A 16,859-nucleotide genomic window follows, 5' to 3' on the forward strand; every position below is an offset into this window, starting at 1 on the left:
AAGTCTCTGCCCAGTGAAATAAACGAAACCCCACAAATGTAAGCGCTTGCATTTTTTAAAAATGACTTTATACTCGCGTAATTTGTTAATGAAATGTTTGTTGCGCCTTTTATTTATGCTAAACCTGATGAAAGTAGATGCACAGGCAAAAAACAGGACCATCAGATGACTAACTCAACCTACGTGTCACCCACGCGTACAACTCCCACGTCATTCTTCGCATTAGCGACGCTTACTTCGCTCTTTTTCATGTGGGGATTTATTACTGCATTAAACGATATTCTCATCCCTCACCTTAAAGGACTTTTTTCCCTTAGTTACACACAAGCAATGCTAGTCCAGTCTTGTTTTTTTGGCGCTTATTTTTTGATATCTGTACCAGCAGGGAAATTAGTTAATAATGTGGGCTATCAAAAGGGAATCGGTATTGGGTTAATTACTGCCGCTGTAGGGTGTTTGATGTTTATTCCTAGCGCGTTAGCTGCCCAATATTGGATGTTTTTAACCGCACTCTTTGTTCTTGCTTCTGGCATAACCATATTACAGGTAGCGGCTAATCCACTGGTTACCATAATGGGTGATCCTGCTACTGCGTCCAGTCGTTTGACGATGACCCAGGCATTTAATTCGCTGGGCACCACAATTGCGCCGTTAGTGGGCGGTATGCTGCTTTTTTCCGCCCACGGCGAAGTGAGTGCGCAAGCCGAAGCCAACTCCACCATAGTGCCCTATCTTGGCTTAGCGGTTGTACTGGGCATTATGGCCTTGATGATGATCAAAGTTCAGCTACCTAAACCAGCCGAATCAGCTAATGTACCGATTGGCGAAATAAACGGAAACGTCCTGCAACATCGCCACCTGATGTTGGGTGTAATCGGGATATTTGTCTACGTGGGCGCGGAAGTATCTATAGGTAGCTTTTTGGTTAATTATTTTATCTCTGAAGAAGTGTTGAGTTTAACGGAGCGCGAAGCTGCTAATTTTATCGCTTACTATTGGGGCGGTGCCATGGTGGGTCGCTTTATTGGCGCCGTTGTTATGCAAAAAGTCAATCCAGGTAAGTGTCTGGCCTTCAACAGCTTTTTATCTTGCGTGCTAATTATTGTCTCCGTCAACAGTACTGGTCATATTGCAATGTGGTCGATTTTAGCTGTAGGACTATGTAATTCGATTATGTTCCCTACTATTTTCAGTCTGGCATTGAATGGTTTAGGTAAACAAACCGCGCAAGGATCCGGCTTACTCTGTTTGGCTATAGTGGGCGGCGCCATTGTCCCATTACTGCAAGGGGTGTTGGCAGATAGTATCGGGTTACAAATTTCGTTCTTATTACCCGTGATTTGTTATATCTATATAGCCTACTACGGACTATCGGGTTGCAAGCCAGTCAAGCAGGAGGTTCAGGCATGAAAAAAGCGATCCTTAGCTTAACCCTTGCGCTAACCTGTTCATCAGTATTGACCGCGTGTAATAGCTCTGAACCGCAAGAATCAGCTTCACCCGTTTCACAGAAGTCCGTTCCAGATTTTTGGCCAGATACGTCTTTTAAAAAGGCTAATCATGACAGGGTTGAAAAACGTGTAGCTGCGCTCCTGGAAACGATGACTCTTGAACAAAAGGTTGCTCAAGTTATTCAACCGGAGATTCGCGATATCACCGTCGAAGATATGCGAAAATATGGCTTTGGGTCCTATTTAAATGGCGGCGGAGCGTTTCCTAATAACGACAAACATGCAACAGTACAGGATTGGGTCGCTCTGGCTGAGAAAATGTATCAGGCATCGGTTGATGACTCTCTCGATGGCTCGACCATACCCACCATGTGGGGCACCGACGCCGTTCACGGCCACAATAACGTGATCGGCGCGACGTTATTTCCCCATAATATCGGCTTGGGCGCTATGAACGATCCAAGTCTCATCACTAAAATTGCAGAAGCTACCTCGAAAGAAGTGAAAGCAACAGGTATTGATTGGATCTTCGCCCCTACCGTTGCGGTCGCGAGAAACGATCGCTGGGGCAGAACGTATGAAAGCTACTCTGAGAATCCTGAAATAGTGGGCGCGTACGCTAAGGCAATAGTGACAGGAATGCAGGGTGATATGTCTGATGGGATCATAGATGAATATCACGCTATTTCTACTGTCAAACACTTCCTTGGCGACGGTGGCACAGAAGATGGGGATGATCAAGGCGACAATATCAGTACCGAGAAGGAACTATTCGACATTCATGCCCAAGGATATGTACATGGCCTTGCGGCGGGGGCGCAAAGTGTGATGGCGTCGTTTAATAGCTGGCACGGCAAAAAGATTCACGGCAGTAAATACTTACTTACAGATGTTCTCAAAAATAAAATGGGGTTTGATGGATTTGTAGTAGGTGACTGGAACGGTCACGGTCAGATTGCAGGCTGCACTAATGAAGACTGCCCCCAGGCCATGAATGCGGGTTTGGATATTTACATGGTTCCAACGAATGCCTGGAAACCCCTGTACGAAAACGTGATTGCCCAAGTTAAAAGCGGCCAAATTGCGCAGGAACGCCTAGACGATGCCGTTCGTCGAATTTTACGCGTAAAGGTTCGCGCGGGGCTATTCGAACAACCTTCTCCTGCAAATCGCGTGCTCGCAGGCAAAGAGGAATTAATTGGTGCTGAGGAACATCGCCAATTGGCCCGTGAAGCGGTACGTAAATCACTGGTAATGCTAAAAAATAAAAATAGTATATTACCGCTCTCACCCAAACAGCGAATCGGTCTGACGGGCGACGCCGCCCATAATATTGGTAAACAGTCAGGCGGGTGGACAATCACTTGGCAGGGCACGGGCAATACTAATGGGGACTTCCCAGGTGGCAGTTCCATTTACGACGGCTTTAAAACGCAAGTTGAGCAAGCGGGCGGGCAAGTAGAATTGGCCGAAAATGGCGAGTTTAAGCAAAAACCCGACGTGGCGGTGGTTGTTTTTGGTGAAAATCCCTATGCGGAAGGCAATGGTGATATTTCTAATCTGGAATATCAACGGGGTGAAAAAACAGATCTAGCTTTATTGAAAAAGCTTCAGTCTATGGGAATTCCAGTGGTTTCTATCTTTATTACTGGTCGTCCGCTTTGGGTTAACCCAGAGCTTAACGCAAGTGATGCTTTTGTCGTAGCATGGCTACCTGGTAGTGAAGGTTCGGGCGTCGCAGATGTTCTATTGAAAAACCAACGTGGCGAAGTAAATTATGCGATGACTGGCAAACTACCATTCAGCTGGCCTGCTGACCCCTCCCAAGACGAACTAAATCTTGGTGATGGAAATGAGCCGCTGTTCCCGTTCGGCTATGGCCTTACTTTTGAAGACAAAGATAATCTAAGCAATGATTTAAACGAAACAATTAAAAACCTTAACGACGCATCATTGAGTGAGCAGCCAATATACGTGCTATCTACTCAAAAGCCGTGGCAATTAGAAATTCGTGCCGAGGGCCAGTCTCGCATAATGAACAGTAACACAGCCTCTCTTAATGGCATAAACGTGCGTACTACTGACAGAAACGTACAAGAAGATTCGCTTTTCATGACGTGGGAAAGTGCCGGCTCAATCGGCTTTTACACGCCGTTTAGCGAAGATATGCGAAGCTTTAACATGCCTCAAGGTGCGATCGTATTTGATATTAAAGGTTCGTCTATTGACGGGACTCAGGCAAGCATCTCGTGTTTAGAAGAGTGCGCTACGGAGGTTAATTTAGCACATTTTGCGAATGATACTGTCGAATGGCAGGAGGTGGTCATTCCACTTCATTGTTTTACCGACGGCGGGGTAAACTTAGGTGCCGTGCAATCAGCGTTCGCGCTGGAACGCTCGACTCCAGGCTCGTTGACCCTATCTAATCTTCGTTATACACAGTACGAAGGTGAGCTACCTTCGTGCCAATAAACTCATTACGTGCGTTCTAATGATTATGCGAATGCTCGTGAGTCGTCTCGTCTCGACAAGACTCTCCGGGCATTTCTATTTCTATTGTCGTGTGCGCGAGTTCAAAAGGTGTCAAAGCGGCATCTATTGCCTGCTTAAGTTGTTTTAATTTTTCTGGCTGTAGGTCTGCATGGGTAACTAAATGAGCAGTCAAAACGTGATGTTCTCCGTCCAGTGACCAAAAATGCAAATGATGCAGCCCCTTAACTTCTTCAAGAGATAACAACCCTGATTTGATTTTTTGTTGTAAATCATCATCGGGCGTGGCCTGCAGAAATAGCTTCAGGGTTTGGGATACGTGTCGCACCACGTTAAACAAAATAAAAAGCGTAAAACCAATACTCAAAATCGGATCAAGAATAGGGAAATGAAAAAAGTGCAGAACTATCGCCACAATCAATACCGCTACCCAACCGAACATGTCTTCTAATAAATGCCAGTTAAGCACTTTTTCATTCAGTGTTTGTCCACCATGCAATTTAAATGCGGCGGCTCCGTTAACTACCACGCCTAATATTGCCAGTACCATCATCCCTTCTGTCATAGGCATTTGAGGATCCATCAAGCGCGGTAAAGCTTCGGTCAACACCCAAATAGAACCGCCTATTAGAATGCCTCCGTTGATTAATGCGCCAAACAGACTGAGTCGTTTGAAGCCGTAAGTAAATGTTTCATCTGCTTGTTGTTTTCCCAGCTTTGCTAACACCCAAGCCATACCAATAGACAAGGTATCGCCTAAGTCATGCACGGCATCAGCCATGATAGCCACACTGTTAGTTAACCAGCCGCCAATGAATTCAATAATAGTAAAAATAAAGTTGAGCCAAAAAGCCACTCCCATACGCGATGTATCGGAATGTGCGTGATGATGATGGTGTTGATGCACGGCTACATTCTTGTAATAAAAGCTAAAAGTTAGCATTATTTAATAGCATGCTGCGACGTGCTTTTAAAGCCTGAGCCTTTCATTGAATGGTAAAATTTATTTCTTAGTAATTGGTTAATATCGCGTGAGTAAACTTATTGGGTATTCATCATTTCTTGTAAAACAGGCTGCGCAAAAGCTCTGCGGCATTTAATTCTATCCCGTTACCATGATAGCGTGAGATGTGGGTATACCGTCGCAGCGCCATACTTCTGCCGACGTCAGTGCGTGCGAAAGCCTGGTATGCGTACAAGCAACTTAAGACGTTACCCGGTGCGATGGCTTAGGTATACGACATTCATTTGAATAAAAGCATGCATAAAAAGTGAATCTCACCGATGATCCGCAATGGTATGTAGCTCAACTTTACAGGTACGGCACTTCTTATAGGCAATTGTGAGGGCACGCATTGCAGCGGAAAAAGAATCACCGTATAAATGTCGCCAAACTCGTTTATCATTTTGCGCCTCACAGGCTTTCAACCCACCTATCATTTGCTCAATACAGGAAGCACTAATGGTTGTTTATCTGCGTTTTTAAACGTTGCATTCCTTTTGAAACGCTTATCAAGTGTCAGCTTTTTTTCCATCCAATCGCCCAAATGCAATTAATTGATTTAAATAACAACAACTTACACTATGGCTTGGAAATTGCAAAATGGATTTTCAACTTGTAACAAAACGCAAACAAAAATAAGTATCCTAAGGTGGTAATTGTGTTAAAAATTCTAAACGTAAAATTAATCTCTTTTATTCTTTGCACATTTTGTTCATTAACGGTGTCCGCAGCACCAATTAAGTGGGCGATTGATATAGAATTATTCGATGGAAGCACAGTGACCGGAAACTACGTTTACGACGCTGATACTAACTTGTTCTCAAATATTAATGTTTCTGCCGTTGGACCTACTTTTCCTGCATCCTCTTTTACTTTAGATAGTCTTCTTCTCGAATGGTCAGACGAGAGTCACCTGGATTTGGTTCCAGATGTTGCGGATTTAACGGGATATCAAGATGTTTATATCGCTCTTGATGGAGAGATGACGAATGAAGGTGGAACAATACGCATCGATGAGTTAACAACTTATGAGTGTTATAACGCAGTCTGCGATGATTATAGCAAGATATTCGAATTTGATTCGTTTGTTACTGCCTCTGTTTCGGTCTCAGAACCTTCAATTTTTGCGCTGATAGCACTTGGTCTGGTTGCGTCCCTGCGTAGAAAAGTAAAATAATTCACCGCTTAACATTGTAACCCTCAGCGGTATTACGTAAGCGTTCTAAGTTTCGGGGGCGATTATCCTATTTGGTGCGGATAAGGAAACGCCTCCAACTTTTCTTGAATATGGCTTAATATTTCAGGCAGCCTTGGGGTCTGGTGACCAACAACGAAGCGGTTTTCGTCTTCTTCGAAAACAAAGATTTCTGTGTTGATACCTTCATTAAGCAACCACTTGAATCCTTTGTACTCCACATCGCTGACCGTATTCTTTCTTGCCACCAACTGTTCCAACCTTTTCTTCTGCTCTCCGATAGGGAGTTTTACGTGGGTATCCACATATAAATCCAATGCTTCTTTCATCTCCATTTTAGTTAAGCGGGAGCGGTTCGGCGGCAAACTAACCGGAAGCAATCTGGTCCTGTGTAATTGAGCGTATGTTAACGTATGTTTTGTTAAGCACTTTTTGCAAAACTTGTCGTTTTTACTACCTGGACTGTGGCATTCGCCACACACATACGTATTCGATTTGTAGTGTCGCATTTCATCCGTGACAATCAGATAGTATCCGTACAGAATATTATCGGGGTGAAGGTGCTCATGCACTACGACAAAATCTTGCAGCCGTTCTCCAGCATTAGTTGGACTGTCATGTGCCACTTCCCAGTTTTTATACAATGGCATACTGGTTTCCAGCCATACTTCGCCCGATCGAATTGGATTTTTTTTATCGAAAAAGTGTGATTCTGGATAAGTATAATGCGGCTGATGGGGGCACGCTTCTTTGGCCGCCTTAAACCCTCTGGCACCTTCAAAGGCAACTACCTGTGTGGTGATGAGCGGCCACTTTGTTCGGTGAGTAAGCACTTTTTTAATTGCACTTTCTTCCAAGCAACGCTTGGGACAAAGCGACTTGCAATTAGGACAACTAATGATCAGGGTCTGATCATGATTGGTGTCGGTCGAAAACTGATGCGAACAGTCTGGACAAAAATAGCGTTTTGCAGTCTTTACAGTCATTATTACGTCACATGCAATTCATCTATAAAATTACGTAATACTAAAGCGTAAATTTAACAGCAGATGTCGTTTTAATAATATATCGGGTAACTACGTTTACACCCTTACACCTAATTCCAGTATGAATGTTTATACATGGATGGCAAGTTTTTTATCGTACAGATTATAGTTTACGCTTATATTACAAGGAGTGCCCTTGGTCGCTTTCATTGAATGGTTGGGCGCAGGTGAAATCCCGCTTGCCGTTATACTACTGCTAGCCCTATCATCGGCGGTGACATCGTTTGTAACAGCCGCCTTTGGAATAGGCGGTGGCATATTGCTACTCGCTATCATGGCGCACTACATTCCTATAGAAGTTTTGATCCCTGTACACGGGATGGTTCAGCTTGGTTCCAATGGATATAGAACGTACAAAACCCGTATTTATTTAGATAAAAACACAGTTACTTCATTCGGACTAGGCGCAGTAGTGGGAGCCATTGTTGTTTCATTTGTACTGATTCAACTTCCCTTGCAATGGATTCAGCTTACTGTAGGACTATTTATTTTATATTTATTGTGGGGCTTCAAACCCAGCCCCCACCAGATCAGTGCCAAGGGTATGTTTTCAGTAGGCACAATTACTACCATGCTTTCAACATTTGTTGGTGCGACTGGTCCCCTTTTAGCCGCGTTTATGCATCAAAACCAAATGGGTAAAATGGTGCATACAGCTACCTTTGCTTCCTGCATGAGCGTACAAAACCTATTAAAATTAGCTGTATTTTGGATAGCAGGCGTTTATTTCTTTGCCTGGTTACCTTTGACCGCAGTAATGATTGTTACCGGCTTTATAGGAACGAAGGTAGGTTTAATGACACTCGAAGGCTTTTCGACACAGCTTTTTAAACTTCTGTATACCACTGTGGTTACCCTATTGGCATTCCATTTACTGATCAAAGCCGCTTTTCAGATTTTCTAGCGAAGATATTTAACCCACTGGTCGCAGCTAATTTCTTCATTTTGGATTACTTCAACATGCGTTGAGGGGCTCGCAAAGACAAAGCCTGATTTTTCCAATACTCGACTAGAAGCGGGGTTGTTGCGAAGAACGAGCGCGGTAAGTTGGTTTAAACCAAATTCAGATATTGCGGTGCGACTTAAATAGTCGACGCCCAGACTGGCCAAACCTTTCCCTTGCTGCAGTTGAGCAATACGGTAGCCGACTTCCCCAATACCTGTGACGGGGTCAATATTTTTAAGATTCACTCGCCCCACGATAGCATTGTGTTGAATTAAGAGTGCGGGTAATGCCATCCCACTTTTAAAATCTTCTAACAGACTGTCGATATGTTCCTGCACCCCTGATAGCGAATAAAATTGCGCGGGGCGTGGAGTAATGAGCTGCTCAAAGAACTTACGATTACTAATTTCGAACGCTAATAATTCTGCTGCATGATGCGTGGTTAACCGTTCAATTTTTATATCGTGGGTACAGCTTTCAGTTTTCATCGACTTCTTCCCTGAACACGTATTCGCTCAATCGTCGCAGTTTACGCAAAAGACTAACCAGCGGCTAACATTTTTAAGCTGTGATTGGTCCCACCTATTTTGTACCTAAACCTTAGCATTGACCACCTAACTCCCTCTCTGAGGGATATTCTCAATCCTGTCTCTGGCGTTTTCATCGCGTCCCAGCTCCTTTTACAAACGCTATTGGCTATTGTCCCCCCGACAAACCACATCTGCCGCTAAAAAAAGTACGTGCGTTACAACCCCTATTCCTTCTTGGTTAGCCGTAATAACGCGTAAAGCCAACAGCCTACTCTGATGAGCCATCACCGTAACTTAGCGTGTTTAGTTACAACCGATTACGACGTCGGCTGCTGCGTTTAAAGCTAACAAACTTGCTTGGCTTGGTATGCTGCTGAAGGTTTTAATAAAAGTGACGCTTTGAAGGGCGTGAGAATCATCCCCATTAAAATCTCAGAGGTATGAATAATTTGACCGGATACTGCACACATTTCAGACATGGTTCACACACTTTGTTCGCAGGCGTTGTAATTCTTTTCACGGCCAAAATTGTGCGTTATTGGACCTATAGTACTGTGAGTGGTAGGGATAGCGCACTTCCTTTTGTTTGTAAGGCTCTCGCGCACTTATGCTAGAACATACAACTTATCTTTCAAATTCTGAATTTCAGCTTTTAGATATTTATTAAGTAGTTATCACCATGTTAAATACTTCGCTTAGCAATTATTAGTAAAAAGTATTAGCTAGTGGTGAAGCTGTTTTTAAAACTTAAGAAGTGAATTTTTAAGCTTATAAAATAGTTACATAAGTGTATGAAAAAAACGACGTTGTGATGTGAAAAAAATACACATTTATGTAAAGTGCAATCAGCCACTTTAAACAGAGCGTCACAATAATAGTTAATTTTCAATTAGTTACTTCTTTAAGAGATATCAATGCAAGGTTGGCATGCTTATAGCTTATTAAATAGCAACGGCAATAAGCGAAGCTGATTTGGAGCAGATGTCTACAAACCACTTGCTATGGATTAGCGGCATACGCTTGAAGGACTTACGTCAGTTAAAAACAGACTGGCCGCTGTAGCACCGGACGAATTTTGCAGTGACGGACGTGCGTTCGACGATGACGAGCAGGAGGCAATAAAACTAATTGCGATTGAATCGTAATTATTATTGAGTCAGATATTACTGGTGCTGACATTGATGTCTACACCAAACAAGGGAATGTTACCTATTTTCGGTGGGGCGAAATCCTTTCGCGAACAGAATTTCGCCTCACCAATGCGAAGAACACTGATGACGTCTACGACGTAATAAGTGAACTGTCGATAGACAGTTAATCTCCCCTAGGTCTTTAGGACCTAACAATACCTCTGATTTTCACCCGCCACCTGGCGGGTGCTTTTTTCTGTAGATGAAATTGGATTATGTAAACTGTGTTAAACTACATACTCATCTTTTCTACCAATCCATCAAAAGCATTATCTGATGATTTTTAGCGTATTGTTTTTAGCGCTTTTTACTACTGCCATCGGGCAAAGCGTTGTTATAACAACTTTACCTTCGTTAGGGCGTGAGGCCGGATTAAGCGAAATTCAGGTCGCGATTATTATGTCCAGTTCTGCGGTAATGTTTGCCATTGGTACTAATTTGTGGAGTCGGGTAGCCAGGCGGAAAGGTTATAAACGCACATTAATGATTGGGCTAACGGGTTATAGCATTGGCACACTACTGTTTGCCACTATGTGGTACTTGGGTATTCATTTCATTATTAGTGGCGTCAGTTTGTTTGTGGCGCTACTGATAACCCGCACGATGCAGTCAAGCATCATGTCAGCGACCCCTCCTTCAGCCATCGGTTATGCTATCTCTGACAGCTCTTATGCTGATAGAGTAAAAGCCATAAGTAAGGTTACGTCGGCAAATAATTTAGGCCAGGTGCTCGGGCCCACCTTCGCCGGTGCTCTAGTCGGTTTTGGTATACTGACCCCTCTCTATAGTGTGATTGTGTTAACTGTGTTTGCATTAATCGTGGTCAAACGCTTTTTACCGAATCAAACAGCTCCGGCTGCGCAAATTACACCCCAAAATAGCACCGATACAAGCAATAAAATTGTATCAGTAAAGCCGATCACTGCAATGTTGGTAATATTTTCGGCTTGTGTATTTTGTTCGATGGCAATGCTACAGCAAACCCTGGGATTCTTCTTTATGGATGAATATGGGGAATCAACTATTGCCGCTGCTCAGTCGGTAGGTATAGCGATGATGATTAGTGCAGCAAGTTCCTTTATTGCGCAAATCGGTATTATTCAACGTGCAACCTTACGCCCTGAAAAGTTGGTACAAATCGCGTTACTTTTATTAGTGGTGGCTTATTTGTTGTGCTTCATTCACCAAAATAGGTTAGTCCTTTACCTCGCAATGATTTTACTCGGGGCTGGTTTGGGAATGGCTTATCCCTCTATCGCGGCCATCGCTTCCAGCCGCTGTGAACCTGAAAAACAAGCCGCTATCACGGGGCTAATTACATCTACACCCGCAATGGGCTATATTGCTGGGCCGCTAATTTCTGCTGTTTTATATAGCGTTGATCATCGTTTTCCGTTCTTATTCGCCTGCTTATTGATTCTGCTTGTCTTTACCCTGGCATTTATAAAGCTCACTCCTCGAAAATAAACCTTTTGCATTCCTGTGGCGACTTAGTAAAGAGTTACCTGTTACTCGCAAGTGAATGTCTCTATGAGAGAGCGAAAAAACAATGTCTTCGCCGGTTCCCAGCATTTCATTGTATTACCTATTTTATGTGTCTTAATTTGCTGTTTAGCCATGTTTAGTGAGCAGGTTTTTGCTTTGGGTAATGACATGGACACTGCGTTTTCAACACCTCAGGTTTGGCTATCATCAAAGAATACTGAGGCGAGATAACGTACATAGCGGTTCGAAAGAACGAAATTTATACATGCAAATAAAAAAGCAATACCGTCAATGCCGCGCTAAGTAAGGCCAGCACTATGTTGACTGCCATTCCCCAGCGGGGTTTATATCCTGGCGGAATTTCATCCTCATTTAATGTCTTAAGCACTTGGGCAAACTGATAAGAGGAAACGAGCGCGCACATTCCCCCGAACACGATAAAAGCCATACCAAGTATGAAGGCGGGAGTGACCAACGACTCATCTACTTCATCTTGAAGCAACCTGACCAATAAACCTGCACGCTCTAATATAAAGCCAAAAGCAATGAGGCCCAAACTCGTGCGATTCCACGCCAACAGCGTTCGCTCGGCAGCAAACAATACTCTTGGATCTTGTAAGTAGCCCATCCGTTTCCTATTTATTTATCAAATTGAAATTGTTTTATCTTCATAGGCTCAAATCGCCACCCCCATAAGCAGCCTGATGCTGCTCGAAGGGTTATCGACCCTGCTATTTTTTCATCGTTTTCATGAGTAAGTACAATAACATAGTTAACAAGCCCCTCAGGCTCAACCTTAGTCAATTGTACATATGCGTCAACAATTGCAATTTGTGTAAATTGACTAAGATCGGCGAATTCTTCCAGTTGCGTGTATACCGTTTTTAATGAGGAAACAGGTGTTTTATCCGCAATATCCTTACACAATAATTGATGGGCGTTGTTGAAATCGTGTTGATGTAAATACAATTCAATAAAGTTATGTGCAGGCTCTTTGGTTCTAGCTATCGCATTATCTAAATAAGCTTTAGCGTCAAAGAGTTGCGAGGCATCTACCATACAACTCATTAACATGAGCACCGTAAGCACTATCCCTTTCATATAAAAGCCTTATTAAAATTTATAGGGCAATACGCCGTTGCCCACCATCCATTGGCTTATTATTCAGGCCATTACCAACCTGAAGCATATGCAAATAGTAAAAGTAGCGTCTATTTACCTTATTTGGCAAATGATAATCTTTTAATTTTACTCACAGCAACGGTAACAGTAGCAAGGCCCAGAATGATACGAAGGGGCATGAATCTATGTGCCCCCATGTATGCAGCTACCCATAAGAAAATAGGTAGGTAGAGAGGAATATGCCTTTACCAGGTCGCTGGTAAAACTGCGTTCCATAGCCGCTAGTCTTGCGTCAATAGCAGGTCTATCAAATATCTCATTAGAAGCAAGCTTAATTCATCCAATCTCGCCTAAACCCCGTAGGTTGACCCCCTAGCTAATATTAATAGGGATCCTTTCAAAATCAATTCCCTGTCTCATGCAACGTGGAAGTTTTTGGCATATTGATTAACCACTCTCGGGCTATGTTAATGGGGTTAAATAAAGAAATTTTTGCGCAGCGTAATAACGGATAGAAGTGTATTTACATAAAGACAGAGGAAGTGATGATGAGCCCACCCGTGTTAATCACTATCTTCAAGACTTTTGCCTAGATTTAGCCAGACGAGGATACCGATGAGCTGTTTATATCGACATCATTCATAATACCTATTGGCCTGACTATTGGCGCATAAATGAGGGGTGGAAGGATGGAGTAACTGTCGTTTGTTGTATAAGACGACTTTTCCTAGCCGTTAGATTAGCCGAAAATCTCTCTAATTCCACTTTTGACTTCAAAGCCTGATTGCTTGATATATCGTCGAGCAAAAAAATAACACTCTATTACTACTGCCAACGCCACTATACTTTCCATCTCACTTCTCACTTCTCACTTCTCGCTTCCCATCTCGTCCAAAAATTAGGTTAGCTGATGTCAAAGCTATCGATACCATCTTATTTGCAATAACTTGTATGCAATAAATGGGCCTGCTTAAAATCGCGCTAACGAGTTGAATAGGTTAAGATTTTTATCGGCGTTCAAAAATCGACCAAGACTAAATATTCCCATCTCTGGGAAAATTTTACTCTTCTCAGGTAGTCGATAGTACTCATAATAAAATGGGTATCAAAAACGTTATTCTTGAAAGTACTGCTATTAATTGTTCGCATGCATCCAGTATTTTTTGCTGAAATTCATACTAAACATACAAAACGAGAATAGTTTGAGGAGGGAATACTTAAAGAAAGACTAAGACAGGATAGAAGACTAAACAATCAGGATGTTCTATTTAACCAAAATTATTTACCCGACGATATACAAGGATACTACTCAGCTTTCCCATCCAGAAAAATAGAAAAACGCAACTCAATTAACCATTTCCCAACACCACATTCACGTCCCGAGCTACTGGGAGACTGCACATAACTGGATGTCTTGATGCGAAAATTTATATCACTTATTACCTTAACTTGCTTTTACTGAGCTTTATCGATTTCGTTATTGCTTCATCGCAGGCGTAAACCAGGGAAGCAAAGGAGCCGACGTTATTTGTGTGGGCTTTCAGAATGGCTCCCGTTGGGAAAGCGTTGCCGGAACAGTATTTAACGCCTTTGCAGACATTTTGGCGTTGGTTTCAGGTTCCGACTTCTAACGTTACCCACTGACAGTATTGCGGCGTTAAACTCACTTTCTACTGCAGGTAGCGCTCAGTTCAATGCTCGTTATCCTGAAGGTTTACCTAGTGGTTGCTGTGCTAACAATGGAGGAATGCTGGAAAGCAACGGTGTTTATTATTATTCCTAGGGCGGAGGCAATGCGAATACAACCCTTCTTAATATTGTTGGTCCGTTTATGCCACTACCAGGTATGGCGTTTGGTGGAACTAACGATGGTCTAGTATCGAGTTGTAGCTCTCGCATAGGGTATGTAATTAAAGACAACTACCGAATCAATCATTTAGACGAAGTAAATCACACCCTAAGCATTCATCACTTATTCGCGACGGATCTTGTTCAAGTATTCTTTGACCAAGCCAGCCGGTCAAGGTCTATGGGCTTGTAAAGCAGAAGAGTAATAGTTTATCTGGAAAATCCCTCGCTTTTAGATGGTGATTAACCCGCGGTCCCGTCTTAACCATAGACGGTTTTGCATTTTCATTCGTGCAAACACATTAACGTTGTTTCTCGCCTAAAGTTTAAGTACTTTGGCTAAATCTGACTTTAAAGAAAATAAGCTTAGGCACGTTGTACGAAAAACCCAGGAAACCACATTTATTCGCTTGGCCTCAACTCACTATGCGACCGGCTGACCGTTGAAATTGCGTCAATTAATAGAGGTCGAAGTGGTTCTGGTGTATGAAGCTGCTGGGTTGCGATATAGTCCTTATCTTTATAAAGTGACAAAATACCGCGATTTAACTCGTTTATAAGTTCTTCGTTTTGCGGAAATTTGTTGCACATTATTTTACCACCCACTATGGGTTGAATACCTTCCACACCATAAGAATAAAAGACTTCGTCATCTTCTAAGTGATTTGTCAGATACTCGTGCGCTTCCTGAGGATAAATAAGCGCTATTTGTGCTCGGTTTCTAAAGAACATTTCAGATATTTTATTATGTCTGTCTGCACTTGCACGCCATACGATATTGCGGCTGGGAATTTGCGCTATAAACCTATCCAGTTCGTCACCATAGGATATACTGTCTGTGAGCAAGATCACGTGGCTTGGGTGCGCTTGCACCATCTCAGTAAGCGATTTAATTTCTCCTTTTTCGTTCAATAAACTCTCGCTAACGGCTGCACGGGTGTAAACACGGGGAGAGGGCAGAAACGTTAGCGGTAAAGAAAATAGATAATGATTACCTCGTTCAGCATTTTCTAGTGCATAAAAATTACAAGCCGGTGCGTTACCTTGTAGAAATCTGAGGGATCGTTTAAATGGGGAATAAACAAATTTGATGGGAAAACTAATTTTAGGTAATAACAGACGGTAAGTTTTAGGCAAAGCACTTTGGACTGAGGGGTCCGCAACCTCTTGAAGAAACGACTCCTTGCCGTAATAAATGGGCGTGACCCGACTTTCTGCCGATGCATAAGATTTCACACAAAAACTCAGAAAGATAATCAGCAAAACGTGAGGTTTCATATGCGACCACTTACATTCCGAACTTCAACTACAGACAATTTAACCGCAGTGGTAGCTGAATAGCAATCGAAAACCGTTTTATGGAACGGCTTAAACGATCTTATGCATTTTTAACAACATTATGCGTCTTCTCGCTAGCCCAATTTGTTGGCAAAGGTGAAAGCGCAAGGGTCTAACTGTTATTTGCCGTATTGTGGGTTAGTGCTAAATAGCCACTAACCCTACCCTTTGATTATAAGTTGTCAGGTATCATGAAATAGAGGTCGAACCGAATGTGGGGATATCAGGATTACTATTACCTTGGCTTTAGCTATAGATAAAAGAGAAGAACCACCGTTCAGAAAGCTTCATATCAAACACAACCGGCCCGTTATTTATTGTTTCGTCATCAGCCATTTTGATGAGTTGCTGATAGCGATGAGTGGCAGAGTGATAAGGCCTGGGCTGATGTAAATTATAGCGATATACAAATTGCGGATGTTTATTTTCTGCCTCGCCTTCCCAAACGGGCATAGTAAGCTGACATTTTCCATTTGCCTCTTTATAACGGATAGCCTGGACATTTACACGTTCTGCAAGTTCCAGTAATATTTTTTCCTCATCTGTTTCACCCCTGATGGCATAAGAAGGTAAACCTGAAGTTTGGCCGAGTTCACACGCCAGTGTAGCGATCATTGAAAATGACGGCTTATTTTCATTAAAATTATCGACCATAAAGTCGTAACTTGGTTGCTGAGAGCATCCTGCTAATAAAACTGAAATAGTCAAAATTAGGGTAATACTTAATTTCATTACTCTTACTATGCCTACATTCTTAATTTTTTATTGTTATTTGTCTAAAACGTGTGAACCGACGCCATGATGCCAAACGGACTGTACATACGTCAACCGAAGTCGGGTTAGCAAGAACCCTCGCCTACAAATGAACAAGATAAGGTACGTGTTTGGAAAAATTAAGATCGGATATCTGCCCAGTCCTAAAATTACTTATATTTAATTTACTCCTAAGGCCCAAAAATATATCAGCGAGAAATTAGGTATAAGCTGCTCCTTCCCTTGTGGCAAGCGGCTTTGCTATATTTCCCTTCAGCGAAGTGAGATAAATAGTTTTATTAGTTTCACTTATCACTTTTCACTTATCACTTATCACTTTTCATCTTCATGATAATACCTTTGGAACGTCCGTGGACTATTCCGACCGTGAAGTGTAGGTGGGGAGCGTACTCTTCATGTTTTTTCTGTCACTATAGCTTTCCTATCTATGGCCTCGATGTG

The 16,859-nt window shown here is 42.6% G+C and carries 12 protein-coding genes; 5 read left to right on the plus strand and 7 right to left on the minus strand.

Annotated features, from left to right (window positions below):
* The first annotated feature begins 165 nt into the window (after positions 1-165).
* Positions 166-1,410: a sugar MFS transporter gene (locus tag OPS28_RS15325; protein WP_265610338.1), complete on the plus strand. Its 1,245-nt coding sequence runs from the start codon at positions 166-168 to the stop codon at positions 1,408-1,410.
* The gene (locus tag OPS28_RS15330; RefSeq protein ID WP_265610339.1) at positions 1,407-3,923 is read left to right on the plus strand and encodes a glycoside hydrolase family 3 protein; all 2,517 of its coding nucleotides are present in this window, start codon (positions 1,407-1,409) and stop codon (positions 3,921-3,923) included. Before OPS28_RS15325 ends, OPS28_RS15330 begins: the two co-directional genes overlap by 4 nt.
* Before the next feature lie 16 nt (positions 3,924-3,939).
* Here the strand turns inward: OPS28_RS15330 and OPS28_RS15335 are convergent, their stop codons facing one another.
* A complete protein-coding gene (locus tag OPS28_RS15335) occupies positions 3,940-4,803 on the minus strand; it encodes a cation diffusion facilitator family transporter (RefSeq protein ID WP_269468725.1) in 864 nt (287 codons plus the stop codon).
* A gap of 919 nt (positions 4,804-5,722) precedes the next feature.
* Between OPS28_RS15335 and OPS28_RS15340 the strand changes: the two genes are divergently transcribed.
* Positions 5,723-6,121, plus strand: coding sequence for a hypothetical protein (locus tag OPS28_RS15340; RefSeq protein ID WP_265610341.1), 399 nt, complete (start codon positions 5,723-5,725; stop codon positions 6,119-6,121).
* Between the two features lie 62 nt (positions 6,122-6,183).
* Here OPS28_RS15340 and OPS28_RS15345 read toward each other — a convergent pair whose 3' ends face one another.
* The gene (locus tag OPS28_RS15345; RefSeq protein ID WP_265610342.1) at positions 6,184-7,125 is read right to left on the minus strand and encodes a hypothetical protein; all 942 of its coding nucleotides are present in this window, start codon (positions 7,123-7,125) and stop codon (positions 6,184-6,186) included.
* Between the two features lie 196 nt (positions 7,126-7,321).
* Here OPS28_RS15345 and OPS28_RS15350 point away from each other — a divergent pair, with 196 nt between their 5' ends.
* Complete coding sequence (locus OPS28_RS15350; RefSeq protein WP_265610343.1) at positions 7,322-8,089, plus strand: sulfite exporter TauE/SafE family protein; 768 nt, start codon at positions 7,322-7,324, stop codon at positions 8,087-8,089.
* On the opposite strand, the gene OPS28_RS15355 is transcribed toward OPS28_RS15350, so the two are convergent.
* On the minus strand, positions 8,086-8,619 hold the full coding sequence (locus tag OPS28_RS15355; RefSeq protein ID WP_265610344.1) for a GNAT family N-acetyltransferase: 534 nt from the start codon (positions 8,617-8,619) through the stop codon (positions 8,086-8,088). The genes OPS28_RS15350 and OPS28_RS15355 overlap by 4 nt on opposite strands.
* Positions 8,620-10,127: 1,508 nt before the next feature.
* Between OPS28_RS15355 and OPS28_RS15360 the strand changes: the two genes are divergently transcribed.
* Positions 10,128-11,318 (plus strand): MFS transporter, encoded by a 1,191-nt coding sequence (locus OPS28_RS15360; protein WP_265610345.1) that lies wholly within the window; start codon positions 10,128-10,130, stop codon positions 11,316-11,318.
* Between the two features lie 277 nt (positions 11,319-11,595).
* Here the strand turns inward: OPS28_RS15360 and OPS28_RS15365 are convergent, their stop codons facing one another.
* The 4 genes from OPS28_RS15365 to OPS28_RS15380 form a co-directional block, all read right to left on the minus strand.
* Positions 11,596-11,964 (minus strand): YidH family protein, encoded by a 369-nt coding sequence (locus OPS28_RS15365; RefSeq protein WP_265610346.1) that lies wholly within the window; start codon positions 11,962-11,964, stop codon positions 11,596-11,598.
* A gap of 11 nt (positions 11,965-11,975) precedes the next feature.
* Positions 11,976-12,437 carry a hypothetical protein gene (locus OPS28_RS15370; RefSeq protein ID WP_265610347.1) on the minus strand — a complete coding sequence of 154 codons (462 nt, stop codon included), beginning with the start codon at positions 12,435-12,437 and terminating at the stop codon, positions 11,976-11,978.
* 2,271 nt (positions 12,438-14,708) lie between these two features.
* Positions 14,709-15,584, minus strand: coding sequence for a hypothetical protein (locus OPS28_RS15375; RefSeq protein ID WP_265610348.1), 876 nt, complete (start codon positions 15,582-15,584; stop codon positions 14,709-14,711).
* Positions 15,585-15,890: 306 nt separating this feature from the next.
* Positions 15,891-16,376: a hypothetical protein gene (locus OPS28_RS15380; protein WP_265610349.1), complete on the minus strand. Its 486-nt coding sequence runs from the start codon at positions 16,374-16,376 to the stop codon at positions 15,891-15,893.
* Positions 16,377-16,859 lie beyond the last annotated feature (483 nt).

The organism is Alteromonas sp. ASW11-130 (assembly GCF_026183735.1).
In the GTDB taxonomy this organism is placed as follows: Bacteria; Pseudomonadota; Gammaproteobacteria; order Enterobacterales; family Alteromonadaceae; genus Alteromonas.